Raw genomic sequence first — 24,635 nt, 5'->3', positions numbered from 1 at the left:
TGTATTATTTGCTATAAAGTGCGCAAATATACGATATCGAAATAGGCGTTGTCAAGTGTTTAACTAATTAATTTACAACTGTTCTACTTTTATGCCTATTTGCTGCATATCCTCCCAAAATTTTTGAAAAGATTTTGTAACCACTTCTGCATCACAAATTTGAATAGGGACTTTAAATGCTAAAGGCGCAAAAGCCATTGCCATTCTATGATCGTTATAGGTTTTTATGGCAATATTACTATTAATTAAAGATGATTTCTCTAAATGTAAACTTACGTCTGTAACAGAAATTGTTGCGCCTAGTTTTGTTAATTCGTCATTTAAAGCCACTAACCTATCAGTTTCTTTAATCTTTAAAGTATGTAAGCCTGTTAAATTACAAGCAATTTTTTCAGCAAAACAAGTAACTGCAATCGTTTGTGCAATATCTGGCGCGTTTTTTAAATCTATTTCTAGCGTTTCTTTACTACTTTCTTTTTCTTTTTTTAGGGTGATAAAATTTTCACCAAAAATTGTTGAAACTCCAAAATGCTCATATATTTTAGCCAAACAATTATCGCCCTGTAAACTTTCTTTTTTATATGCTGATAATTGAATAGTAGAACCCATATCTGCCAAAGCAATAATTGAATAAAAGTAACTTGCAGAACTCCAGTCAGACTCTACAATTACAGTTTGCTTTTCAATATTTTTTTGAGGATTAACTTTAATTAAATTATTTTCAAAACTAGTTATAATACCTAATTGATTTAATAAACTTAAAGTCATATTTATATAAGGAACAGAGGTAATTTTCCCTATCAACTCTATCTCTAAACCATTTTCTAATTTTGATGCAATTAATAATAGAGAAGAAATATATTGGCTACTTACATTACCATTAATTTGCACTGAACTTTTTGCTAACTTTTTTCCCTTAATTCTTATTGGTGGATATCCAGTTTTTGCTTCATAAGTAATATCTGCACCTAAATCTTTTAATGCATTAACCAATATTTCAATAGGTCTATTTTGCATTCTTTCAGAACCAGTTAATACCGTTTCTCTACCTTCAGTAACAGCAAAATAAGATGTTAAAAAACGCATTGCTGTACCAGCATGACCAATATCTACTAATTCTTGATTTGTAGAAAGGGCATGTTGCATATGAACAGAATCATCAGAATCAGATAAGTTTTCAATTTTAATTTCTTTAAATAATTTTTGAAGAATTAACAACCTGTTAGATTCACTCTTAGAACCAGAAATAGTTATTCTTTGATTTATTTTTTTATCCTCTAAAACATTTAATAATATGTCCATTTCTTAAATTCTATATTCAAATTAAAATATATTCTTCTACCCTAAAAAAATCAAACTAACTACATTAGAAAAAATATTTTTCACAGTAATTAACCTCATTTTTTATCAAAAGCCAAAGTTAATACACAAAAAAAATATAGCAAAGTTTCTGAAGAGTATTTTAGTGTTATAAAAATATGATTCAGTTAGATAAAATTCTTTTTTAAAATTTATTTCATGTTTTTATTGGTAACATACAAACCATAAATAATACTTGCTATAGTTTTAGATGCAAAAAAAGCAATCCATTTACCATTTTTAAAATGCGATTCTGAAATCGCATGAAAATTACCAGCAAAAATATCACTCCAACTTCTCCACAACAAAGTCATCACAATTAAAATGATAAAAAAAGGCAACGCAATTTTAATAAAATTTGACCAAAATATTGGTTGCTTTATTTTTTCTGAAAAAGTCATTTATTTAAGTTTTTGATTGTTATGATGACGATTATGATCGCGTTTGGTTTTTATATCTAACTTTTTTTCAAAAGCATCTTGTAAGTTAATTCCTGTTTGATTTGCCAAACATAAAACAACAAACATAACATCTGCTAATTCTTCACCTAAATCTTTATTTTTATCAGATTCTTTTTCACTTTGCTCTCCATATCTACGTGCAATAATTCTTGCAACTTCACCCACTTCTTCAGTTAATTGGGCCATGTTAGTTAGTTCGTTAAAATAACGAACACCATGATTTTTAATCCAATCATCTACTTGTTGCTGTGCGTTTTGTATGTTCATAATTTATGGTTTAGATATTTACATAATTATTATGAAAAACTAGAAACCTGACTTTCTATTTTTTCCCATTCTAACATTAGTGAATCTACTTTTGCTTTTTTAGCTTTGTATTTTTCAAAGAAGTTTGGTCTTGTAGAAACTTCATCATAATTATTAGCTAATTCTAAATCAATTTTTTCAATTTCTGATTCTAAATCAGCAATATCAGTTTCTATTTTAGACAATTTATTATTTAGTTTTTTTAGCTCTTTTTCTTGCTCTCTAGATAATTGATGTGCTTCTTTTTTAGAAGTGTCTTTTGCTACTTTTACAACTGTTTTTAATTCTGCTTCACGCAAACTTTCCATTTTATGTTGCTCTAAGAAGTAATCAATATCACCTAAATATTCTTTGATTACTTTATCTTTAAAACCATAAACTGTTGATGTTAATCCTTGTAAAAACTCTCTATCATGAGAAACTACAATCAAAGTTCCATTAAAATTATTTAATGCTTCTTTTAAAACGGTTTTTGAGGCAATATCTAAGTGATTTGTTGGCTCATCCATGATTAAAACATTGAATGGTTGCAACAATAATTTACATAAAGCTAATCTATTTCTTTCTCCTCCAGAAAGCACTTTTGCTTTTTTATCTACCGCATCTCCTCCAAATAAAAACGACCCTAACATATCTCTAACACGCATTCTGTTAGAATCTGTTGCAGCATCCTCCATAATTTCAAGCACTGTTTTTTCTGGTGGTAAATATTCTGATTGATTTTGAGCAAAATACCCTACTTCTACATTATGACCTAGTTTTAAATGTCCTTCAAAAGGAATTTCACCCACCATCATTTTTGCTAAAGTTGATTTTCCTTGACCATTTTGTCCTACAAATGCAATCTTACTATTTCTTTCAATTAATAAATCTACACCTTCTAAAACATGTTTTTCGCCGTAACTTTTACATAAATTTTCTGCTTCAACTATAATTTTACCTGGCTCTTTTGATATTGCAAAACGAACATTCATGGCTTGATTATCATCTTGATCAACTTCAATTAACTGAACCTTATCTAGTTGTTTCATTAAAGATTGAGCCATAGATGCCTTACTTGCTTTTGCCTTAAATTTATTAATTAAATGCTGTTTCTGCTTAATTTCTTTTTCTTGATTTTTTTGAGCTTGTAACTGTTTTTCTTTGATTTCTGCTCTTAATAACAAGAACTGAGAATATGGCTTTTTATAATCGTAAATCTGACCTAAAGAAATTTCAATAGTTCTATTTGTTACATTATCTAAAAACATTTTATCATGAGAAACCAACACAATTGCGCCAGAATAATTCTTTAAAAAGTTTTCTAACCAAATAATAGATTCAATATCTAAGTGGTTTGTTGGCTCATCTAATAATAATATATCATTATTTTGAAGTAATAACTTTGCTAACTCTATACGCATTCTCCATCCTCCAGAAAAAGTATCGGTTAACTTATCAAAATCTTCTCTTTGAAAACCTAAACCTTGTAAAATCTTTTCTGTATCTCCTTGATAGTTATAACCTCCTAAAAGCTCATAACGTTCTTGCTTATCTGTTAAATTTTGAATTAATTCTGTATAAGAATCACTTTCATAATCTGTTCTAGTTGTTAGTTGATTGTTTATATCTTCTAACTCAGCTTCTATTTCTTTAATTTCTTCAAAAGCTTGATATGCTTCTTCTAAAATGGTTCTTCCTTCTACAAAATCTATATCCTGACGTAAAAAACCAATATTTACATCTTTGTCAAAAGCCATAGTACCACCACTACTTTCTATATCTTTTGATAAAACTTTTAAAAGCGTAGATTTTCCTGCCCCATTTTTTCCAATCAACCCAATTCTATCTCCTTTATTTAATTTAAAAGTGATACCAGAAAACAAGTCCGTTCCCATAAAGGAAACTGTTAAGTTATGTACGTTTAACATTAATTTTATGTAATTTTGTAGTTTGCAAAACTAACTAAAAAATTGCAGTTTATCATGTTTAAAAAAGGAACAAAATTGTTCAGTATTTTTAAAAATAAATGCCCAAAATGTCATAACGGTGATTTCTTTACAAACCCTGTTACTTTTAATCCAAAAAAAGTAATTAAAATTCATAAAAATTGCCCTAGTTGTAATTTAAAATACGTGATAGAGCCATCGTTTTTCTTTGGCGCTATGTATATAAATTATGGATTAGCTGTTGCAATATTTGTTATTACATTTATAATATCTAAAGTTATTTTTAATCAAACTTTTATAAATAGTTTTATAGCAATTATAGTAGTTTCTCTACTTTTATCACCAATTGTACTAAGGCTATCAAGAATTATTTGGATAAATATATTTGTTGCTTATGATAAAGATGCGGTTATTAAGAAAAACGATTAATATCGGTTTCTTTGTCTAAATCTAAATCATTTTCTAAATGATAAAACAATTGTTTTGCTACAGTTGGCGCAATCATAACACCTCTTGTACCCAAACCATTTAAAATAGCTAAATTTTTATGCTTTGGATGTTTACCAATTAATGGCCTTCTATCTTTTACAGTTGGCCTTATACCTGCGGTTTGTTCAATAATTTTATAAGGAACTTTAATTACTTTTTTTAATTTTTCTATTAATTCTTTTTTTCCTTCTTCTGATGGATTTGAAGTTTTGTCTGTATGATTAAATGTTGCTCCAACTTTATAGGTTTCATTTCCTAAAGGCAATACAAAAAGTGTAGATTTTAATAAAAAATCAATTTTTAAATTGGGAGCATGTATGGTAATTAATTCACCTTTTGCTTCTTCCATTGGCAAATGATTAAAATACGGATTGTTTTTTACGCCAAAACCCTCTGCAAATACTATTTTACCAACTTCTAAACCTTGGTACTGAATAATATTATTATCAAAATTTATTTCTTTATGATTGAATTTTTGAAATCGAATCCAATTATTTTTTTGAAGATATTCTCTGTATGATTTTACTAATTTTAAGGTATCTATTCTACCAGCTTCTTTTACGTTACCTAATAAATGGTTTGCGATAACTCCTGGGTAGATTTCTGTGTCTAAAACCGCATCTAAATAAGGTGCAACAGTTGGTTTATCAAAAGCAGAAAACCAATTATTTTGATCTTCTATGGATTTAAAAGCTTTTTTGATTACAAATTTTTCATCAATTTTAATTTCTAATTTTCTTTCTAATGCTTTATAAAACGGAAGTGCAACTTCTAATTGCTCTTTAACATTCCAAACTGGAGAAAATCTTTTTAAAATTACAGGGTTATAAACACCTCCAGCTACTAAAGATGAATTTTGAGAATTGTCTTCGAAAACAATAAAAGTTTTGTTTGCTAAAATTAATTCTTCTGCAAATGCTAAACCTGCTAAACCTAAGCCAACAATTATGTAATCTATTTTCATTTGATAAAAGTAAATAAGTTTGCTTTAAAAATTGGGTTAAGCTATAAATTTCGCAAAAATACTTAGCCCTGATTGAGGCTTTGTTGAAGCTCTTTTTTATTTTTCTTAAAAAAAGCAACTGCCGAAAGCAGGAAATTGCTTCCAATAAAAAAAGCTTGCTTTCGCAAACTTTTTTATATTATTTAATAGAAGTTACGACTAATAATTCCACATATCCATTTCTCTATTTCTGATACTTTCTTTAATCTTATCTGCCTCTAATAATTGAAATAAAGAATTACCTCTAACATAATCTTCTATGGCTCTATTACCATAAATATTTTCTTCTTTTACAATAACTGAGCTAAATCTTCTTGCATTTAACATATGGTCAAAAGAAATTGGATGTGATGTATTCTTTGGATTAAACACCTTTGCATCGTGTAAAACTTCTCTTGCTGTAGGAAAAAACACCCAAAATAATTCATATAAATTTTCATCATCAATATTTTCAACTCCTAATGTTTGTACGTCTTTACCCATTGGTGCTAAAGCCAATAATCTGTATTTCATTTCTCCTTGGCGTTTGTCAAAAAACCACATACCTTTTAACATATAACCCTCTATATCTTGGGGTTGAATTCTAAAAGTATCTGTATAACCATTTTCTTCACGAACATTTACCAAACGAGATTCTATTTCGTTTTGTGTAATTTTTGAAGAGAAAAAAGAATCTGTATATGCTTCTTTAATTTTACCTTGTTTAATGCCCTTAATTAAGGTATCAAATAAAGATCTTCTATTTGAAGCAATATTTGTAGTATCAATTGGAAAATAGTAAGGTAAATTTATTTTTTGATTTAAATCTACAAATTCCCAAACAACTTTAGACCACAAGATATCTCTATCATCTACATATCCGTAAGGAATTGGACCATCATTGTCAGCATTTTTTTGCTGTTGACTTTTTACACCAATCTGATCTACAGATTTTGCATTTAGTATGTTTACTTGTGCATTTACTAAACCTGTAGTTATTAAGGCAAAAAATAATATGAAACAATTTCTAGTCATCATAATTTTGTTTTTAAATTCTAGTTTGTTAATTCAATATTAACTGGTAATACTTTCTTAAGCTTATATGAGTTTCCAATAATAGACGCTTTAATGTCGTAAATATTAATGATATCTCCTCTTTTAGCTTTCGATAATTTTTGTTTGGCTGCTGCGTTTAGCCTAGACCCATTAACAATTATAGTTAATTGGTTAGGTATCTTTATTTTAAAACTATTTACTTGTAGTTTTAAATCGAACATAAAATCTGGTAAACCTGCACTAATTGGCGAATTTGGCAAACTTGATTTTGGCATTCTTACAGTACCAAATTGACCTCTTACAGATCCCATAGCTGCTGGTATATCTTTTACCCTAAAAGTCTTTTTAGAGTTAACCGCTTTACCACTACTTAATTTAGCGCTTACATTAACTACAGCAACATCTCCTGCTCCTGGTCTCATACTATATTTACCTCTACTACCTGTTAATCTTCCTCCTGATGCAGAAACATTTAAGTTATTATCACCAACACCTGGCAAAGAAACAGAAATAGGATTATCTAAACCTCTATAAACCACGTTCATTTTATCTGCAGAAACTACAGCATTGCTTGGCTCTGGAATTACAGAATATGAGCTTTCAAAAGGAACTTCAACTATTTCTCCATTTTGAGTAAAAGCAATTTTACCTTTAATATCATGATTACCAACATTACCTGCAGGCATATCAATAATTACTTGACCTGATTGAATGTTTTTATAATCTTTTCCATTTAAAGTAACATTATCAGGAACCATTGTTGCATCATAACGTCCTAAAACAACTTTTCCTGTAACTTTTTCGCCAGCAAAATATGCGTTTTTTTCTAAGGCAACAATTCCTTTGTAATTGTTTAAAGACAAAGCCTCTTCTAATTTACCACCTAATAAATCCGTAACAACATCACTTTCAGTGTTTTTGATGTCTGCTTGCATTTGCGTTAAATTAGTTAAAGAAGCAACTAAAGGAAAACCTTCGTATCTATATTTTAACCAAGGAATAACTATATCATCTTCATTCGTTTCATCATCTGTATTAAATCTTTTATTAACAACAGATACAAATTTACTATCCGTCCCTAAAGTTTTAATAAGATTTGTTCTATAGCCATTAATTTTGTCTAAAAAATCTTGACCTTCAGGTGTAAATTTATCACCTTTGAAGAAATATGTATCTAAAAAGTCGGTTTTATCCATAGATTCGTAATCTTCCTTATCTTCGATGTCAGCAGTCATTTTAGATTTTAAGTTTTCTAAATAAGCATAGAAATCAGATGAATACTTTTTTACTTCGTTTGCTTGATCATTCAGTTTCCCAAATTTTTCTTTTTGCTCACTTGCCTTTGTTGCCAAATTAGCATAAGCATCATTATTTTTTAAGGTTGTTGATGCATTATTTTCTGTTAACTTTTCGTTCATAAAACCAAAAGCTGATAAAACTTCTTTACTCATGTTCATTGCCAACATTGCAATAAATACAAGGTACATTAAGTTTATCATTTTTTGTCTTGCAGACATTTTTCCTCCAGCCATTTAATTAGTTTTTTAAGTTATACATTTAGTTGAACTAATTATTATTTGCTAGACATTGCAGAAAGCATACCTCCATAAACTCCATTTAAAGAAGATAAGTTTTTTGCTAAAGAATCCATTTGTTCTTTTAATTTTTCAGTATTTTCTACAACCGAAGCATTAATTTCAGATTGTTTTGTTGTATTTTCTACTTGAACTTTATATAAGCTATTTAAAGTTTCCATTTGAGCCGCAGCCATAGATACTTGCTCATTGTATTTATTTGTTGAAGAAATAGATTCAGATGCAGATGATAACCCTTCTGCAGCTCCTTGAAAATTTTTCATACTATTCCCTAAACTTTCCATTAACGAAGAATCAATTTTAGCTTCTTGTAATAAATTATCTAATTTTTGAGATAACATACCGTCTGCTCCAATTTTATCTTGTTGATTATTGGAAGAAAAACCTTCTTCACCTAACTCTGGATATACTTTAGACCAATCATAATCATCTTCTGGCGTATCAAATGCAGAAACAGCAAATACTGCTGCTTCAACTAAAAGTCCAATTGTTAACATTACACCTCCTGTTAAAGGACCTATAGATATGTGTTGAATTTTGAATAATGCACCAACAATTACTACTGCTGCTCCCATTCCGTAAACAAAATTCATTATTTTTTTATAAGATTTAGACTGTGCCATATTTTTTTTTAAATATTTTAGGGTTATTTGATTTTTATTTATTTGAGGTACCTATATAGTTTTGAACAGTTCTAAAACCAATATAGCTTCTTGCAGTATCTGCATATTCATAATCTCTAGAACCAACTTCTAAGAAATATGCAACATCTTTCCAAGAACCTCCTCTAATTATTTTACGTTTATTTTTTCTATCCTCTACATTCGGATTCATAGTAGAAGCCATATAGTAAGATGATAAATTATAAGCTGTATTTGTCCACTCAGAAACATTACCTGCCATATTATACAAACCATAATCGTTCGCATTAAACGATTTTGCTTCCATAGTATATAACGCGCCATCTACTGCATAATCACCTCTTACAGGTTTAAAGTTTGCTAAAAAACAACCTCTATCACTTGTAGTTCCTCCTGTTCCCCAAGGATAAGTAGCAAATTCTAAACCTCCTCTTGCTGCATATTCCCATTCTGCTTCTGTTGGTAATCTAAAATCTGGTACAGAAGTACTATTCCTTTTAGCTCTTAAATAATCGTTTTTCTTTTTGGTTCTCCAATTACAAAATGCATTTGCTTGCCCCCAAGTAACACCAACTACAGGATATTCTCCATAGGATTGATGATGAAAATAATCTTGATGCATTGGATCATTGTAAGAATAATTAAAATCTTTTACCCATACTGTTGTATCTGGGTAAATATTTAACACCTCAGTTTGTACAAAATCTTTTCTATCACCACCTTTTCTCGCAGCATTATCTCTATCAAACCATGAATACTTATATTTTAAAAATTTTGTATTAAAAGTTCTTAAACCATCAATAGCATCTTCTCTACTGATGTATAATGAATCCATTACTTCTACATAATCAACATCTGGAAAATCTTCTTTTTCCCATACAATTTCTGGTTCCCAATTTAAAGGTTGTATAGAATCTAAACTATAGTAATTATCATACATATATTTTTGATATGCCGATGCATTTGAAGTATCAGATGCTTTAAAAGCATATTCATGAATTCCTCCAGATAAACCTTTTCCTCCAGGAACGGTTGTAACTCCCAACGCAGCAAACTCTTGTTGATAGGCTAATTTGGTTCTTACAACAGAGTCTCTAACCCATCTAACAAACTCTTTATACTCGTTATTAGTTATCTCTGTTTCATCCATATAATAGGGTCTTACAGTAACTGTTTTAGTTGGCGCATTCATAGTACCAATAATATCTTGATCTTGCTTACCCATTGTAAATGAACCGCCAGGAATTTTAGCCATTCCAAATGGTTTTTCTGAAAACCATTGCTTTTTTGGTTTTACACCTACTAATTCTCCTCTATCATTAGAACCACAACTGTAAAAAACGACTATTAAAAGTGCAAATATTAATGCTTTCTTCATATTTTATTTTGTCTTTACTAAAAAGTTCGTAAACCTATTATTTTTTTTGCTAAAATACAATGTTGAAACTGTATTTTATAATTATCTACTATATTAATTTTCTCATTGCCTTATACCATCTTTCTGGTATTATTTGCTTTGTGGCTTGAGTATAATCTTGATATGTACATGGTATTAACGCATGTCTTTTGTATTTATTATCTGATAAAATATTTATCTCCATCCACCATCTTCCAGTTTTGTTACTTTTATAAAAGGTTAAAGGATCATCGTCTTCCAATAAAACTGTAAATTTTTGATAATTTTCTTTTCCAGAAAACGGATAATCTTTCACTCTAAAATTCACTCCTTCAATAAAATACCATATAATTTGAGCAATTAAACTAGCAGTTTGATGATTGTTATCTAATTTAGAATTGTATTCGTAAATACCAAATGAAGAAACTTTATCGCTAATTCCTGCATATCTAGAAAGTGCGCAAATTTCTTCGCCATAAAACCCATTTGGAGACGCGTTCTTATTAGCTGGAGCTTCGCTTTGCCTTATAGCGCCTATATCTATAGAAACAATATCTGCATTTCTAAAAGCAGGCTCAATATTTTCTAAATTTTTGGCTTTTCCTAATCTACAAGTATCAAAAAATAAATTATCTAATAAATTTATTTCATCTTGCGGATTAAAATATGTTTGATAACCAACATTACTATAATTAAATAAATTATTGGGTTTTTGCATTATTATTTTACTCAAATATGATTGAGAAGTAAGTTCATCATCTAAATTACCCAAATCAAAACGACTATCAACAGCGGTAATATTAACAGTTTGCTCCATTTTATCGTAAGCCCTGTAATTTACATAAGTAATATCTTGCCCTCCACCAATTATAACAGGAATGATGTTTTTTAGTAATAATTCTGATATAATTTCCGATACCGCAAAATAAGTATCAGTAACTGAATTTCCTTTTAAAACATTTCCTAAATCGGCAATTTCAGTTTGCCAGTTTCCAGGAAATAATTCGTACAATTTTTGTCGGATAAAATTTAAATTTTCTCCACAACCAAAATTATTTTGTGAGTTTCTATCTTCTTGAACACCAAAAATAGCAATTTTTACACCTTCTAAATCCGGAAACCCATTTTGCTCGCTATGCACTAAAATTTTATGCCCTAAACACAAACTAGGCTGCAACTCTAAGTGCGCTAAAACAGATTCTTTTACAGGGGATAAAAAGTCTTGATTCATCAATTTTATTTATTGGGTATGCAAGATATCAAAATCTTTATTTCTTTTTGGTTGTTTTTCGTTTAGTTGTTTTTTTCTTTGGTGTTTTAGCTTCAATCATTGCAATTGCTTCCTCTTTGGAAAGTTTTTCAATTTCAGTTGTTTTTGGCAACTCAATTTTAATTTTCCCTTTTAAAACGTTGAATCTTCCCCATCTCGCTTTTTCTACACGAATTTCAACATCTTCCCAATTATGAATAACTTTATCTATTTCTTTCTGTTTTTTAACCTCAATTAATTCAACAATATCATCGTCAGAAAGATTATCAAAATCGTATTTTTTGTTTACGTTGATAAACATATTGTTCCATTTAATAAATGGGCCAAAACGCCCAACACCTTTTTGAACAGGTAACTCTTCATAATGATAAATTGGTGCATCTGCTTTTTGCTTAGCAACAATTAATTCCTCTGCTCTTGATAAATCAACTTCCATTGGGTTTTCTCCTCTATCTAAAGAAACAAACATTTTTCCAAAACGAATATAAGGTCCAAAACGCCCATTAGAAACAATTACTTCTTCACCTTCATAAGAGCCTAAAGTTTTTGGAAGTAAGAATAACTCTAACGCTTCTTCCATGGTTATTGTTCCTAAATTTTGATCTTTATTTAAACTTGCAAATACTTTTTCTTCGTCTTCTGGAGCACCAATTTGAGCAATAGGTCCAAATTTACCTAAACGTACTAAAACTGTTTTTCCAGATTCTGGATGTTTCCCTAAAATGCGTTCACCACTTTCTCTATTTGCATTTTCTTTTACATCTTCAACTGTTTCATGAAAATCTGTATAGAAACCTTTTATCATTTCTATCCAATCTTCATCTCCTTCAGAAATATCATCAAAAGAACTTTCTACTTTGGCTGTAAAACCGAAATCTAAAATATTTGAGAAATTGGCTACTAAAAAATCATTTACGATATTACCAATATCTGTAGGAATTAATTTATTTTTATTAGAACCTGTTTTCTCTGTTAAAGTTTGACTTTTTACGGCTCCTGCGGTTAAAATCATTTGCTCATAATCTCTTTCAATACCTTCATCTTCTCCTTTTTCTACATAACCTCTTCTTTGTACTGTAGAAATTGTTGGTGCATAAGTAGATGGACGACCAATACCTAATTCTTCTAATTGTTTTACTAAAGACGCTTCCGTAAATCTATATGGAGGACTTGTAAAACGTTGTGTTGCATTTATAAAAGTGTATTCTAAACTTTCTCCAACCTTTAAATTTGGTAGCATTCCTGCTTGTTCTTCATCTTCATTATCATTTCCTTCTAAATACACTTTTAAGAAACCATCAAACTTTATCATTTCACCATTTGCAGTAAAAATTTTTGAGTTTTCAGAATTTTCAATCTTAAAATTAGTTCTTTCTAATTGAGCATCACTCATTTGAGAAGCTAATGTTCTTTTCCAAATTAAATCATACAGTCTATTTTGATCATATTCGGTATCAATAGAATGCATTTTCATATTAGTAGGTCTAATTGCTTCATGGGCTTCTTGCGCCCCTTTTGCTTTCGATTTAAAAACACGTTGTTTGCTATATTCTTTTCCGTAATAATTTGTAATTTCTTCTTCGGCAGCATCTCTTGCATCTACAGATAAATTCACACTATCTGTTCTCATATATGTAATTAAACCCGCCTCATACAAACGCTGTGCAACTTGCATTGTTTTAGCAACTGGAAAACCTAATTTTCTTGAAGCCTCTTGTTGTAATGTTGATGTTGTAAATGGTGCTGCAGGTGATTTTTTTGCTGGCTTTTTTGTTAAATCAGCAATTGAAAAATTAGCATTTGAACATGATTTTAAAAAATCTTCTGCAGATTTTTTAGAATCAAAATTCTTTGGAATTGCAGCTTTAAAAGTTTTCCCTTCTTTATTAGAAAATTCTGCAACTACTTTATAATGAGTTTCAGAAACAAATTCTTGTATACTTCTTTCTCTTTCTACAATTAAACGAACAGCTACAGATTGTACTCTACCTGCAGATAAACCTCCTTTTACTTTACGCCATAAAACCGGCGATAATTCGTAACCAACAAGTCTATCTAAAACTCTACGTGCTTGTTGTGCATTTACCATATTATAGTCTATATCTCTAGGATTTTCGACTGCTTTTAAAATAGCTTTTTTAGTAATTTCATGAAAAACAATACGTTTTGTACTTTCTTCTTTTAAATCTAATTGCTCTTTTAAATGCCAAGCAATTGCTTCTCCTTCTCGATCCTCATCACTTGCCAACCAAACAGTATCTGCTTTTTTTGCTAGAGTTTTTAACTTTTTAACTACGGATTTTTTATCATCAGAAACTATGTATTTTGGACTAAAATCTCCATCAACATCAATTCCTAATTCTTTAGAAGGTAAATCTGCAATATGACCAAAACTAGATTCTACTTGAAAATCTTTTCCAAGAAATTTTTCAATGGTTTTTGCTTTTGCAGGTGACTCAACTATAACTAAATTCTTTGCCATTTGTTTCTTTTTACTATAAAAATCTGTGTAAACATTTCAAGATTCAAGTATGCAAAAGTATGTAGTTTTTTTTTATTAAAATTTATTTAACTCAAATTATCCTCTTATTTTATACAAATACAACAATATTTTTTCTGCCAATCTGTCACAAAAAATTAAATTTGGTTGTATCTTTGCACACCTTCAAATGATAAATTGATAGATGGAACAAATAGAAAAAATTATCGACGAAAAAACACAAGGCAAAGCACTTGTAACCGAGAATAAAAAAGAAAACACTAAAAAATTATTTATTGAAAGCTATGGTTGTCAAATGAATATGAATGATAGTGAAATAGTTGCTGCAATTTTAGATAAAGAAGGTTATAATACAACACAAATACTAGAAGAAGCAGATTTAGTTTTGGTAAATACTTGTTCTATTCGTGAAAAAGCAGAAACTACGGTTCGTAAACGCTTGCAAAAATACAATCGAGTAAAAAAAGAATCTAACAAAGAAATGAAAGTTGGTGTTCTTGGATGCATGGCTGAAAGATTAAAGGAAAAATTTTTAGAGGAAGAAAAAATTGTTGATTTAGTTGTTGGCCCAGATGCATATAAAGATTTACCAAATTTATTAGAAGAAGTTTATCAAGGTAGAGACGCAGTAAATGTTATTTTATCTAAAGATGAAACTTATGGTGACGTATCTCCCGTTCGTTTAAACTCTAATGGAGTTTCTGCATTTGTATCTATTACAAGAGGTTGTGATAACATGTGTACCTTTTGCGTAGTTCCTTTTACGCGCGGACGTGAGCGAAGCAGAGACCCAAAAAGTATTTTAGAAGAGATTCAATCTATGGTTGATAAAAATTTTAAAGAAATAACCTTATTAGGTCAAAATGTAGATAGTTTTCTTTGGTATGGTGGTGGTTTGAAAAAAGATTTCAAAAAAGCATCAGAAATAGCGCAAGCAACCGCTGTAGATTTTGCAGAATTGTTAGATATGTGTGCTACGAAATTTCCAAAAACTCGTTTTCGCTTTTCTACTTCTAATCCTCAGGATATGAGTTTAGATGTAATTCATGTTATGGCAAAACACAAAAACATTTGTAAATATTTGCATTTACCTGTTCAGAGTGGAAGTAATGCCATGTTAAAGGCAATGAACAGACAACACACACGTGAAGAATACATGGAATTGGTGGATAATATTTTTAAAATTATCCCAGAAATGGCTTTATCTCAAGATATGATTGTAGGTTTCTGCGGAGAAACAGAACAAGACCATAAAGATACTTTAGAGTTGATGAAATATGTAAAATATGATTTCGGTTTTATGTTTGCATACTCTGAAAGACCAGGCACTTTAGCTGGCAAAAAAATGGATGATGATGTACCTTTTGAAACAAAAAAACGCAGATTACAAGAAGTTATTGACTTACAACAAAAACACGCTTTATACAGAACACAACAACATTTAGGTAAAACTGAAGAATTTTTAATTGAAGGAACTTCTAAGAAAAATCCTAACGAATGGAAAGGAAGAAACACACAAAATACAGTTGCTGTTTTTGCAAAAGGCGATTATAAATTAGGTGATTTTGTGATGGTGAAAATTGAAGATTGTACTTCTGCAACCCTAAAAGGAACCGTTGTTGGATATTCTGATAATAATTAAAAATGACTGAATTTAATTTTAACAATAAAACATTCTATTTGTTAGAAAATTCCAAAAATGGAAAAGTAAATTCAGAAACTATTTTCAATTATAAACAACAAGGAAATATAGTAACTGCAGAATACACTGGAGGAACTATTAAATATGGGAAAATTATTGCAATACTTGATACAGATATTTTAAATATGATGTATCAATGTGTAACATCAGAAAACAAATTAAAAGCAGGAAAGGCAATTGCTAAAGTAAGTTATACTAAAGAAAATAAAATTCTTTTAAAATTAAATTGGCAATGGCTTAATGGAAGTCAAGAAAAAGGAGTTTCAGAATATTTAGAGAAATAAAAAATGGAAAACTTACAAGCATTAAAACAACGTTTTGGAATTATCGGAAACGATATTCATTTAAATAGAGCTTTAGAAAAAGCTGTAAGAGTTGCACCCACAGATATTTCTGTTTTAGTTACGGGAGAAAGTGGTGTTGGTAAAGAAAATATTCCCAAAATAATACACTCACTTTCTCATAGAAAACATGCAAAATACATTGCTGTAAACTGTGGAGCAATTCCAGAAGGGACAATTGATAGTGAGCTTTTTGGTCATGAAAAAGGATCTTTTACTGGAGCAACGCAAGACAGAAAAGGATATTTTGAAGTTGCAGACGGAGGAACTATTTTTTTAGATGAAGTTGGCGAATTACCATTAACAACACAAGTACGTTTATTACGTGTTTTAGAAAATGGCGAATTCATAAAAGTAGGCTCATCAAAAGTACTAAAAACCAATGTTAGAATTGTTGCTGCAACCAATGTAAACATGCAATCTGCCATTGAAAAAGAAAAATTTAGAGAAGATTTATATTACAGATTAAGTACTGTAGAAATCCATTTACCTGCTTTAAGAGAGCGTGATGAAGATATTCATTTATTGTTTAGAAAATTTGCTTCAGATTTTGCTCAAAAATACAGAATGCCATCTATTAGATTAGATGAAAACGCAGTAAATACTTTATTAAATTATCGTTTTCCTGGAAACATTCGTCAGTTAAAAAATTTAGCAGAACAAATTTCAGTTATTGAAGAAGAAAGAACAATTTCTGCTATTAAGCTACAACAGTATTTACCTAATAACAAAGGTAACCTCCCTGCAATTGTTGGCGGAAAAAGAGAAAATGATTTTTCTTCGGAACGCGATATTATGTATAAAATTTTGTTTGATATGCGTAATGATATCAACGATTTAAAAAAGTTAACGCTAGATTTAATGAAAAGCGGAAATATTGAAGAAGTTCAAGAAGAAAATCATCATTTAATTGAAAAAATTTACGGTAATTCAGATGAATTAAATTCTAATGTTGAAGTTTTAAAAATACCGCAAACTTCATCTTCAGAAAAAGATTATGATTTTATTGAGACAATTGAAGAAAATGAATCTTTATCTTTACAGGACAAAGAAATTGAAATGATTAAAAAATCATTAGAAAAAAACAACAATAAACGTAAATTAGCAGCCAAGGAATTAGGAATTTCTGAACGTACTTTATACAGAAAAATTAAACAGTATGACTTATAAATTGATGAAAAAAATAATACCCTTTGCACTATTTATAGCTATTTCTACAATTATTATTTCTTGCGGAGCTTATTCTTTTACAGGTGGAAATACAGGTGATGCAAAAACAATTCAAATAGATTTTTTTCCAAACCAAGCACCTTTAGTAGAACCAACATTAACACAACGTTTTACAAACGAATTGCAAGATTTATTTACTCGTCAAACAAACCTAACGCTTACAGGTTCTAACGGAGATCTATATTTTAGTGGAGAAATAACTGGTTTTAGAATTACACCTTTAAGTGGAACCTCCGATCAAACTGCAGCACAAAACAGATTAACTGTTAGTGTAAATGTTCGTTTTATAAATAAATTAAATGAAGATGATGACTTTGAAAAAACATTTTCTTTTTATTCTGATTATGATGCAAGCTCGCAATTAACTGGTAGTGTTTTAGAAGCTGCTTTAGATGAAATTATTGAACGTTTAACTCAAGATATTTTTAATGCTTCAGTTGCAAAATGGTAGTAAAATTATTGTTAGAAAAATAAAATTTTGAAAACAGAAAAATTCATCAATTTAATAGAAAATAAAATCGATACTCAACAAATAGAAACTGTTGAGTTAAAATCTATTATTGATCAATTTCCCTACTTTCAACCTGCAAGAGCACTCTATTTAAAAGGATTAAAAAATCAAAATAGTTTTAAATATAATAATGAGTTAAAAATAACAGCAGCTTACACAACAGATAGAACAGTTTTATTTGATTACATTACTTCTAAAGGTTTTGAAGAAAAACAAAAAGAAACTCAACAACCAATTTTACAAGAAATAATTCCTAAACAAAATATCGATGATGTTTTTATCGATATAAAAAATACAACACCACAAGAAACATCTATAGATTATAAAGAAATAAAAGAAGAATTATCAATAGGAAAACCAATTTCTTTTACTAGTTCTGAGAATTACTCTTTTAATCAATGGCTACAGTTGTCTGTAAAAAAACCAATTGAAAGAGAAGGTAAATCAACAAAAAAAGTTCTTAAAAAAGAAGAAATTATAGATACATTTATTTCTAACAATCCTAAGATTACACCTTTAACAAAAGACAAACCTATAGCTGTTTCAGTATTAAAGAACAAGCAAGACTCATCTTTAATGACGGAGACTTTGGCTAAGGTTTATTTAGAACAAAAGAAGTACGAAAACGCAATACAAGCCTATCGTATTTTAAGTTTGAAATATCCAGAAAAAAGTGGTTTCTTTGCAGACCAAATTAAAAGAATACAAATTTTACAAAAAAATAAATTATGAGTTATACAGCATTTTTAATTCTAATATTAATTGTAGCAATCGCTCTAATATTAATAGTAATGGTTCAAAACCCTAAAGGAGGAGGATTATCTTCTTCATTTGGTGGCGGTGGATCTCAAGCATTAGGGGGTGTACAAAACACAAATAACTTTTTAGACAGAACAACTTGGACGTTAGCTATAGCAATGTTTGCTTTAATTTTATTAGCAAATTTTGCAATTCCAAGAGATGGAGAAAACAATGTAAATCTAGATAATACACTAGAAGGAACAGCTCCTATAGAAAATACAACTCCAGCAACAAATGATAGTATTAAATAACCTTAATACTAACCCTTAAAAAATGCCAACGTAAATGACACGTTGGCATTTTTTTTGCATAAAATTTAAAATAGAAATTTATCAAAGAAAAAATGGCAGTTAAATTGTACTGGCATAATTTCTGACAAATACTAATTGAAAAAATTAATTTAATTAATCAAAATTTATATAAAAATGGGATTAAGCATTAAACCTTTAGCTGACAGAGTTCTTGTAGAACCAGCTCCAGCAGAAACAAAAACAGCATCTGGATTAATTATACCAGATAATGCAAAAGAAAAACCACAACAAGGAACTGTTGTTGCAGTTGGAAATGGTAAAGTTGATGAACCATTAACTGTAAAAGTTGGTGATACTGTTTTATATGGTAAATATGGTGGAACCGATTTAAAATTAGAAGGAAAAGATTATTTAATAATGCGTGAAAGCGACATTTTAGCAATTATATAAAAAAAAGAAAATGGCAAAAGATATAAAATTTGATATTGAAGCAAGAGACGGTTTAAAGCGCGGTGTTGATGCGTTGGCAAATGCAGTAAAAGTAACATTAGGGCCTAAAGGAAGAAATGTAATTATTTCTAAATCTTTTGGAGCACCTACGGTAACCAAAGATGGAGTTTCTGTAGCAAAAGAAGTAGAGTTAGAAGACCCATTAGAAAACATGGGAGCTCAAATGGTAAAAGAAGTTGCTTCTAAAACCAATGATTTAGCTGGTGACGGAACAACAACTGCAACAGTTTTAGCACAAGCAATTGTAAAAGAAGGATTAAAAAATGTTGCCGCTGGCGCAAATCCTATGGATTTAAAAAGAGGAATTGACAAAGCAGTTACAACAATTGTTTCTGACCTAGAAAAACAAACTCAAAAAGTGGGTAATTCTTCTGAAAAAATAAAACAAGTTGCTGCTATTTCTGCAAATAACGATGATGTTATTGGAGATTTAATTTCAACTGCTTTTAGTAAAGTTGGTAAAGAAGGCGTTATCACTGTTGAAGAAGCAAAAGGTATGGAAACATATGTTGATGTTGTAGAAGGTATGCAGTTTGATAGAGGTTATTTATCTCCTTACTTTGTAACTGATGCAGATAAAATGATTGCAGATTTAGAAAATCCATATATTTTATTATTCGATAAAAAGATTTCTAATTTACAAGAAATTCTTCCAATTTTAGAACCAGTTTCTCAATCTGGAAGACCTTTATTAATTATAGCAGAGGATGTAGACGGACAAGCATTGGCTACTTTAGTAGTTAACAAATTACGTGGCGGATTAAAAATTGCTGCTGTAAAAGCACCTGGTTTTGGAGATAGAAGAAAAGCAATGCTAGAAGATATTGCAATTTTAACTGGAGGGACAGTAATTTCTGAAGAAAGAGGTTTCTCTCTTGAAAACGCAACGTTAGATTTATTAGGAACTGCTGAAACAATAACTGTTGATAAAGACAATACTACAATTGTTAATGGTTCTGGCAATGCAGAAACTATTAAATCAAGAGTAAATCAGATTAAAGCTCAAATAGAAACAACAACTTCTGATTACGATAAAGAAAAATTACAAGAACGTTTAGCTAAATTAGCTGGTGGAGTTGCAGTTTTATATGTTGGCGCTGCCTCTGAAGTAGAAATGAAAGAGAAAAAAGACAGAGTTGATGATGCATTGCATGCTACAAGAGCTGCTGTTGAAGAAGGAATTGTTGCTGGTGGTGGTGTTGCTTTAGTGCGCGCTAAAAAAGTTTTAGAAAAATTAGCGACTGAAAATTTAGATGAAACTACAGGAGTACAAATTGTAAATAAAGCAATTGAAGCCCCATTAAGAACTATTGTTGAAAATGCTGGTGGTGAAGGCTCTGTTGTAATTAATAAAGTTTTAGAAGGTAAAAAAGATTTTGGTTATGATGCTAAATCTGATCAATATGTAGATATGCTTGAAGCTGGAATAATCGACCCTAAAAAGGTAACTCGTGTTGCTTTAGAAAATGCAGCTTCTGTTGCTGGAATGATTTTAACTACTGAATGCGCATTAATAGATATTAAAGAAGATGCACCTGCTATGCCTCCTATGGGCGGAGGAATGCCAGGTATGATGTAGTAATAAAAAACTACAAAAAAATATTTTACTCTTAGGTAAAATCTTAATACAAAAAATCCGATAGAATTTCTATCGGATTTTTTACTAATAAGAAGTTTTATAATTTGAATAAAAATATTCAGCCCTCAAATACGTTTTCTCTCCCTGCTCATTTAACCGATAACTTTTCCTATTTTCATTAAAAATAAAATCAGTTTTTGAATTAAATGTAATATTATTTACAAGACTAATATGATCTGACCTAATAATTTTGTTAGCAACAACTTTAAATGTATTTACATCAAAATAATAAAACCACTGATCAGATTTCTCCTTATCTTCGTCATAAGTAACCTTAATTTCATGTGCTTTATTTTCTTTTAACTGTTTAATTCCACTATAGATAAGTTTTATATTTTTCTCTAATAAATCAAAAGGCTGCCTTATTACATATTGAGAAGCAAAAAAAGTATTTTCAGCACTTTTTAATTCTTTTAAACTTAAAGTTGGTATTTTATTAATAAACTTTTTCAATTTTCCATTTTTATAAACAATCGAAATGCTATCTACACCTCTTTTCCAACTAATCTTTCCACTTAATTCTGGGTAAAATACAAACTCTTGATGTTGATTTACTTCAGATTCTACACTTCCATCTTCAAGAAATAAAATCACTTTTTTATTAAAACTTAAAGTCTTTAAATTTTTCCAGTTATTAGAATCATCGTGGAATTTTATTCCTTTTTCAACAATACTTTTAGCTGAAATATTTTTTTTAGGGCTACAACTAAAAAAAAGCAGCAAAGAAAAAAAGAGAAAAACATCTATTCTTTTTTCATTAATACGCAAGCACATCATAATTTTTATCTTTTTCGCTTAGCTTACATTTTGTAAACTAGACATTAATGATATTATTTTTTCACTTCTTTCTTTTCTCACATACAAGAAGTAAAAATGAAATCTATTATAAAAACTATTGTTTTTTTTGCTTTTTTAAACCTCCTTCATGATCCAATAAAATTTCTTCATCCCTGTATTTACAACAAGGGTGAACAGAATTATAAGCCTCTTCTTCAGCAAGTAGCTTCTTTTTATCTATACCTATAACGTCATGCCCAACTTCTAAAATATTTTTTTGAACATCAGAAACCGCTGTTTTTCTTTCATCTAAAATTATATTTAGTTGATGTGTTTTTACATCCCAAATGGCAAATTTTACACCTCTCGTTTTTAAAGCTGCTGTTTCAATTCTTTTTTTACACATGCCGCAAATACCATCAACTTCAAAAGTAACTTTTGCGTTTTTTTTCTTTTTTATTTCTTGTGATTGTGTTGAAAAACCAATCATTAATAAACTAAATACGAATATAATTTTTTCCATTTTTTTATCTTTTTTATTTGTCATTGCGAGTTTAAGAAACAATCAGCCTATTAATGAATAGATTGCTTCAGTTATTCCTACATCTCAATAACTAGTTATTTTATTTTAAATCTTAACCCTGCATAAATTGTACTACCAAAAATGGGAGCATATACAATTGTTGAATCAAAATTTGAGCCAAAAGGGTTATCACTTGCTAAAATAGGATTTTTCTGCTGAACGTTAGTTAAGTTTTCTCCCCCTAAATACATTTCAAACTTATTAGAAAACACTTTTGTTATTTGCGAATTCATCAACTGATAAGGGTTTGCATATACGGGTAATTGATATTCAATAAGGTTACTTGTTGTGTTTGGCAAACGTTGTTTACCAACACTATTAAAAGTAATATCAAATCGCCACTGCTTTTCATTTTCTAAAACTGTTTCATAAGATAAGTTTGCAAAAAATCTATTTTGTGGCTGAATTGGCTTTTGCAAGTTTCCGCTTTTAAAATCTGTGGAGATATCAAAATATTTATAAGCAGTTCTTAAATTTAAGTTTTTTGCCAACTCATAATTTACCTCTACTTGAAAACTATTGGCAATACTTTTTCCATCTAAATCGTAAAACGAAATTTCTTGCGAATTTTCCCAATCTACAATTACTTGATTTTGAAAATTAGTTTGATAAAAATCAAAAGTGACATCTCCTTTCTTATCAAATAAATTAAATTTCTGCAAATAAGAAACTCCGTAATTCCATGCAATTTCAGGATTTAATCCGTAGATATTTCCACCAACATCATCAATATTTATTTGTCTAGAACTAGCAAATAATTGCTGATTTTCAGCAAAAATATTCGCACTTCTTTTTCCTCTTCCAATTGAGGCTCTAAAAACTCCTTTTTCCCAAGGGATATATCTTAGATGTAATCTTGGCGTTAAAAAAGTTCCTAACAAATTATGTGTATCAATTCTTAAACCCGCTGTTAAACTAAAATCATCTAAATTATCATAGGCATATTCAAAAAATCCACCAAAAGATTTTTCTTTTCTATTAAAAAATGATGTATTTACAAGCTCATCAAACTTATCATAAGTAAACGATAAACCAGCTTTAAACTTATTTCTTGTATCTCCAATTATGGAGTTAAATATAAAGTTAGAATACACACTTTGATGTTGAATATTATACACATTCAAACCAAAATAAGAGCCTTGTTGATGATGACTATATGCCATTTGAAAACCTAAACTTTGAAAAGGTAATTCAGGAAAAACATAACCTAATTTTGTTGATGCATCAAAACGTTTAGTATCAATTTCACTCCCCCAATTATTGGTAGTTCCCTTATCAGTTGAAGGATTAAAATCCAACTCTCCAGTTTGTTTTTCATCATTTAAAAAACGTACATTTATAAAACTTACCCAACCTTTTTCGGCATCAGTAAATTGCCATCTATTCATTACATTTATTTGATTTGCCAAGGGCATATCAATAAAATTATCGTTGTTTTTATCAAATTTTTCGCCTCTATAATTTCCATGAAGATAAAAACCTGTTTGCCATTTATCAGATACTTTTTGATTAAAATGCGTATTCAATTCCAATCTTCCGTTTAATGAAGAATAAGCATTTAAAAAGAATTTATTATCTGTATAAGGTTTTACCAACTCTGCATTTATTTGCCCAGAAATACTTTCAAATCCATTAACTACAGAACCTGCTCCTTTAGAAATTTGAATACTTTCTACCCAAGTTCCGGGTGTAAACGTCATTCCAAAAACTTGACTTGCTCCTCTAATTGATGGAATATTTTCTTGTGTAATTAACAAATACGGACTCGTTAAACCTAACATTTGTATTTGTCTTGTTCCAGTTAAAGCGTCAGAAAAACTAACATCAATTGAAGGATTTGTTTCAAAACTTTCAGCTAAATTACAACAAGCAGCTTTTAATAATTCTGCACTATTTACCGTAAAAATATTTGCGGTTGCAAAAGTAGATTTTTGAATTGCATCTCTTTTACTGTTAATTGTAATTTCGTTTAAATCACTTTCTGGAGTTATAAAATGATGAATTGGTTTTAAGCTAAAAACTGTAATCGTATCGGTTTTATAACCCAAATAACTAATTACTAGTTTTTTATATTCAGGTTTATACGGAATTGAAAACCAACCTTTTTCATTTGTAAAAACGCCAATATTTGTGTTTAACCAATGAATGCTGGCTCCTTCTACTCCTAAATTATCTTTTGGATTACTTTTATCCATAATCATTCCTTTAAATGTTTCTTGAGAAAAGAGTATGAATGGAAGTAATAGTAATAAACTATTTAATATTATTTTTTTCATTTTTATATTGATTTTAATAAATAACACAACT

General features: G+C 29.4%; 23 protein-coding genes. 9 read left to right on the top strand and 14 right to left on the bottom strand.

The genetic code is table 11. The annotated features are described in order from the left end of the window. Positions 1 to 72: 72 nt before the first annotated feature. The 4 genes from Q0733_RS10745 to Q0733_RS10730 form a co-directional block, all read right to left on the bottom strand. Complete coding sequence (locus tag Q0733_RS10745; protein ID WP_298782239.1) at positions 73 to 1,302, bottom strand: 3-phosphoshikimate 1-carboxyvinyltransferase; 1,230 nt, start codon at positions 1,300 to 1,302, stop codon at positions 73 to 75. A 209-nt stretch (positions 1,303 to 1,511) separates the two neighbouring features. Continuing rightward, positions 1,512 to 1,760, bottom strand: a complete 249-nt coding sequence (locus tag Q0733_RS10740; protein ID WP_298782238.1) for a hypothetical protein — start codon at positions 1,758 to 1,760, stop codon at positions 1,512 to 1,514. Continuing rightward, positions 1,761 to 2,087 carry a nucleotide pyrophosphohydrolase gene (locus Q0733_RS10735; protein WP_298782237.1) on the bottom strand — a complete coding sequence of 109 codons (327 nt, stop codon included), beginning with the start codon at positions 2,085 to 2,087 and terminating at the stop codon, positions 1,761 to 1,763. 29 nt (positions 2,088 to 2,116) lie between these two features. Continuing rightward, positions 2,117 to 4,036, bottom strand: coding sequence for an ABC-F family ATP-binding cassette domain-containing protein (locus Q0733_RS10730; RefSeq protein WP_298782236.1), 1,920 nt, complete (start codon positions 4,034 to 4,036; stop codon positions 2,117 to 2,119). A 54-nt stretch (positions 4,037 to 4,090) separates the two neighbouring features. On the opposite strand from Q0733_RS10730, the gene Q0733_RS10725 reads away from it, so the two are divergent. After that, a complete protein-coding gene (locus tag Q0733_RS10725) occupies positions 4,091 to 4,483 on the top strand; it encodes a DUF983 domain-containing protein (protein ID WP_298782235.1) in 393 nt (130 codons plus the stop codon). On the opposite strand, the gene Q0733_RS10720 is transcribed toward Q0733_RS10725, so the two are convergent. The 7 genes from Q0733_RS10720 to topA all read right to left on the bottom strand — a co-directional run bounded on the left by Q0733_RS10720 (position 4,467) and on the right by topA (position 13,965). Next, positions 4,467 to 5,507, bottom strand: a complete 1,041-nt coding sequence (locus Q0733_RS10720) for an FAD-binding oxidoreductase (protein ID WP_298782233.1) — start codon at positions 5,505 to 5,507, stop codon at positions 4,467 to 4,469. The two genes, Q0733_RS10725 and Q0733_RS10720, sit on opposite strands and share 17 nt — an antisense overlap. Positions 5,508 to 5,705: 198 nt before the next feature. Next, entirely contained in the window at positions 5,706 to 6,560 is an 855-nt protein-coding gene (gldN, locus tag Q0733_RS10715; protein ID WP_298782323.1) for a gliding motility protein GldN, read from the bottom strand. A gap of 20 nt (positions 6,561 to 6,580) precedes the next feature. After that, positions 6,581 to 8,113, bottom strand: a complete 1,533-nt coding sequence (gldM, locus tag Q0733_RS10710) for a gliding motility protein GldM (protein ID WP_298782232.1) — start codon at positions 8,111 to 8,113, stop codon at positions 6,581 to 6,583. Between the two features lie 41 nt (positions 8,114 to 8,154). Next, on the bottom strand, positions 8,155 to 8,799 hold the full coding sequence (gene gldL / locus Q0733_RS10705; protein ID WP_298782231.1) for a gliding motility protein GldL: 645 nt from the start codon (positions 8,797 to 8,799) through the stop codon (positions 8,155 to 8,157). Between the two features lie 34 nt (positions 8,800 to 8,833). Then, positions 8,834 to 10,195 (bottom strand): gliding motility lipoprotein GldK, encoded by a 1,362-nt coding sequence (gene gldK / locus Q0733_RS10700; protein WP_298782230.1) that lies wholly within the window; start codon positions 10,193 to 10,195, stop codon positions 8,834 to 8,836. An 88-nt stretch (positions 10,196 to 10,283) separates the two neighbouring features. Further along, a complete protein-coding gene (locus Q0733_RS10695; protein ID WP_298782228.1) occupies positions 10,284 to 11,444 on the bottom strand; it encodes a formimidoylglutamase in 1,161 nt (386 codons plus the stop codon). 37 nt (positions 11,445 to 11,481) lie between these two features. Beyond that, entirely contained in the window at positions 11,482 to 13,965 is a 2,484-nt protein-coding gene (topA, locus tag Q0733_RS10690) for a type I DNA topoisomerase (protein ID WP_298782227.1), read from the bottom strand. Positions 13,966 to 14,167: 202 nt separating this feature from the next. On the opposite strand from topA, the gene miaB reads away from it, so the two are divergent. The 8 genes from miaB (at position 14,168) to groL (ending at position 20,908) form a co-directional block, all read left to right on the top strand. Continuing rightward, entirely contained in the window at positions 14,168 to 15,625 is a 1,458-nt protein-coding gene (gene miaB, locus Q0733_RS10685; RefSeq protein ID WP_298782226.1) for a tRNA (N6-isopentenyl adenosine(37)-C2)-methylthiotransferase MiaB, read from the top strand. 2 nt (positions 15,626 to 15,627) lie between these two features. Beyond that, a complete protein-coding gene (locus Q0733_RS10680; RefSeq protein WP_298782225.1) occupies positions 15,628 to 15,969 on the top strand; it encodes a hypothetical protein in 342 nt (113 codons plus the stop codon). Between the two features lie 3 nt (positions 15,970 to 15,972). After that, positions 15,973 to 17,196, top strand: coding sequence for a sigma 54-interacting transcriptional regulator (locus tag Q0733_RS10675; protein ID WP_298782224.1), 1,224 nt, complete (start codon positions 15,973 to 15,975; stop codon positions 17,194 to 17,196). A 4-nt stretch (positions 17,197 to 17,200) separates the two neighbouring features. Beyond that, complete coding sequence (locus tag Q0733_RS10670; protein WP_298782222.1) at positions 17,201 to 17,707, top strand: LptE family protein; 507 nt, start codon at positions 17,201 to 17,203, stop codon at positions 17,705 to 17,707. A gap of 27 nt (positions 17,708 to 17,734) precedes the next feature. Next, complete coding sequence (locus Q0733_RS10665) at positions 17,735 to 18,499, top strand: hypothetical protein (RefSeq protein WP_298782220.1); 765 nt, start codon at positions 17,735 to 17,737, stop codon at positions 18,497 to 18,499. Next, entirely contained in the window at positions 18,496 to 18,819 is a 324-nt protein-coding gene (secG, locus tag Q0733_RS10660; RefSeq protein ID WP_298782218.1) for a preprotein translocase subunit SecG, read from the top strand. The genes Q0733_RS10665 and secG overlap by 4 nt, the downstream gene beginning before the upstream one ends. 174 nt (positions 18,820 to 18,993) lie before the next feature. Continuing rightward, a complete protein-coding gene (gene groES / locus Q0733_RS10655) occupies positions 18,994 to 19,269 on the top strand; it encodes a co-chaperone GroES (protein ID WP_298782216.1) in 276 nt (91 codons plus the stop codon). 10 nt (positions 19,270 to 19,279) lie between these two features. Further along, positions 19,280 to 20,908 (top strand): chaperonin GroEL, encoded by a 1,629-nt coding sequence (groL, locus tag Q0733_RS10650; RefSeq protein WP_298782215.1) that lies wholly within the window; start codon positions 19,280 to 19,282, stop codon positions 20,906 to 20,908. 84 nt (positions 20,909 to 20,992) lie between these two features. On the opposite strand, the gene Q0733_RS10645 is transcribed toward groL, so the two are convergent. The 3 genes from Q0733_RS10645 to Q0733_RS10635 form a co-directional block, all read right to left on the bottom strand. Beyond that, positions 20,993 to 21,745 (bottom strand): DUF6503 family protein, encoded by a 753-nt coding sequence (locus Q0733_RS10645; RefSeq protein ID WP_298782213.1) that lies wholly within the window; start codon positions 21,743 to 21,745, stop codon positions 20,993 to 20,995. Positions 21,746 to 21,860: 115 nt separating this feature from the next. Next, positions 21,861 to 22,268 carry a heavy-metal-associated domain-containing protein gene (locus Q0733_RS10640; RefSeq protein ID WP_298782211.1) on the bottom strand — a complete coding sequence of 136 codons (408 nt, stop codon included), beginning with the start codon at positions 22,266 to 22,268 and terminating at the stop codon, positions 21,861 to 21,863. Positions 22,269 to 22,363: 95 nt separating this feature from the next. Then, the gene (locus Q0733_RS10635) at positions 22,364 to 24,604 is read right to left on the bottom strand and encodes a carboxypeptidase-like regulatory domain-containing protein (protein WP_298782209.1); all 2,241 of its coding nucleotides are present in this window, start codon (positions 24,602 to 24,604) and stop codon (positions 22,364 to 22,366) included. Between the last annotated feature and the right edge of the window lie 31 nt (positions 24,605 to 24,635).

This window comes from uncultured Polaribacter sp., from assembly GCF_947500975.1.
Lineage (GTDB): Bacteria > Bacteroidota > Bacteroidia > Flavobacteriales > Flavobacteriaceae > Polaribacter.
The sequence above is the reverse complement of the archived record's forward strand: the minus strand, read 5'-3'. Positions and strand labels throughout refer to the sequence as shown.

Excerpts from the sequence above, each read along its gene's own strand:
- Q0733_RS10745 (WP_298782239.1), bottom strand. The coding sequence starts at position 1,302 with ATGGACATATTATTAAATGTTTTAGAGGATAAAAAAATAAATCAAAGA.
- Q0733_RS10740 (WP_298782238.1), bottom strand. The coding sequence starts at position 1,760 with ATGACTTTTTCAGAAAAAATAAAGCAACCAATATTTTGGTCAAATTTT.
- Q0733_RS10735 (WP_298782237.1), bottom strand. The coding sequence starts at position 2,087 with ATGAACATACAAAACGCACAGCAACAAGTAGATGATTGGATTAAAAAT.
- Q0733_RS10730 (WP_298782236.1), bottom strand. The coding sequence starts at position 4,036 with ATGTTAAACGTACATAACTTAACAGTTTCCTTTATGGGAACGGACTTG.
- Q0733_RS10725 (WP_298782235.1), top strand. The coding sequence starts at position 4,091 with ATGTTTAAAAAAGGAACAAAATTGTTCAGTATTTTTAAAAATAAATGC.
- Q0733_RS10720 (WP_298782233.1), bottom strand. The coding sequence starts at position 5,507 with ATGAAAATAGATTACATAATTGTTGGCTTAGGTTTAGCAGGTTTAGCA.
- gldN (WP_298782323.1), bottom strand. The coding sequence starts at position 6,560 with ATGACTAGAAATTGTTTCATATTATTTTTTGCCTTAATAACTACAGGT.
- gldM (WP_298782232.1), bottom strand. The coding sequence starts at position 8,113 with ATGGCTGGAGGAAAAATGTCTGCAAGACAAAAAATGATAAACTTAATG.
- gldL (WP_298782231.1), bottom strand. The coding sequence starts at position 8,799 with ATGGCACAGTCTAAATCTTATAAAAAAATAATGAATTTTGTTTACGGA.
- gldK (WP_298782230.1), bottom strand. The coding sequence starts at position 10,195 with ATGAAGAAAGCATTAATATTTGCACTTTTAATAGTCGTTTTTTACAGT.
- Q0733_RS10695 (WP_298782228.1), bottom strand. The coding sequence starts at position 11,444 with ATGAATCAAGACTTTTTATCCCCTGTAAAAGAATCTGTTTTAGCGCAC.
- topA (WP_298782227.1), bottom strand. The coding sequence starts at position 13,965 with ATGGCAAAGAATTTAGTTATAGTTGAGTCACCTGCAAAAGCAAAAACC.
- miaB (WP_298782226.1), top strand. The coding sequence starts at position 14,168 with ATGGAACAAATAGAAAAAATTATCGACGAAAAAACACAAGGCAAAGCA.
- Q0733_RS10680 (WP_298782225.1), top strand. The coding sequence starts at position 15,628 with ATGACTGAATTTAATTTTAACAATAAAACATTCTATTTGTTAGAAAAT.
- Q0733_RS10675 (WP_298782224.1), top strand. The coding sequence starts at position 15,973 with ATGGAAAACTTACAAGCATTAAAACAACGTTTTGGAATTATCGGAAAC.
- Q0733_RS10670 (WP_298782222.1), top strand. The coding sequence starts at position 17,201 with ATGAAAAAAATAATACCCTTTGCACTATTTATAGCTATTTCTACAATT.
- secG (WP_298782218.1), top strand. The coding sequence starts at position 18,496 with ATGAGTTATACAGCATTTTTAATTCTAATATTAATTGTAGCAATCGCT.
- groES (WP_298782216.1), top strand. The coding sequence starts at position 18,994 with ATGGGATTAAGCATTAAACCTTTAGCTGACAGAGTTCTTGTAGAACCA.
- groL (WP_298782215.1), top strand. The coding sequence starts at position 19,280 with ATGGCAAAAGATATAAAATTTGATATTGAAGCAAGAGACGGTTTAAAG.
- Q0733_RS10645 (WP_298782213.1), bottom strand. The coding sequence starts at position 21,745 with ATGATGTGCTTGCGTATTAATGAAAAAAGAATAGATGTTTTTCTCTTT.
- Q0733_RS10640 (WP_298782211.1), bottom strand. The coding sequence starts at position 22,268 with ATGGAAAAAATTATATTCGTATTTAGTTTATTAATGATTGGTTTTTCA.
- Q0733_RS10635 (WP_298782209.1), bottom strand. The coding sequence starts at position 24,604 with ATGAAAAAAATAATATTAAATAGTTTATTACTATTACTTCCATTCATA.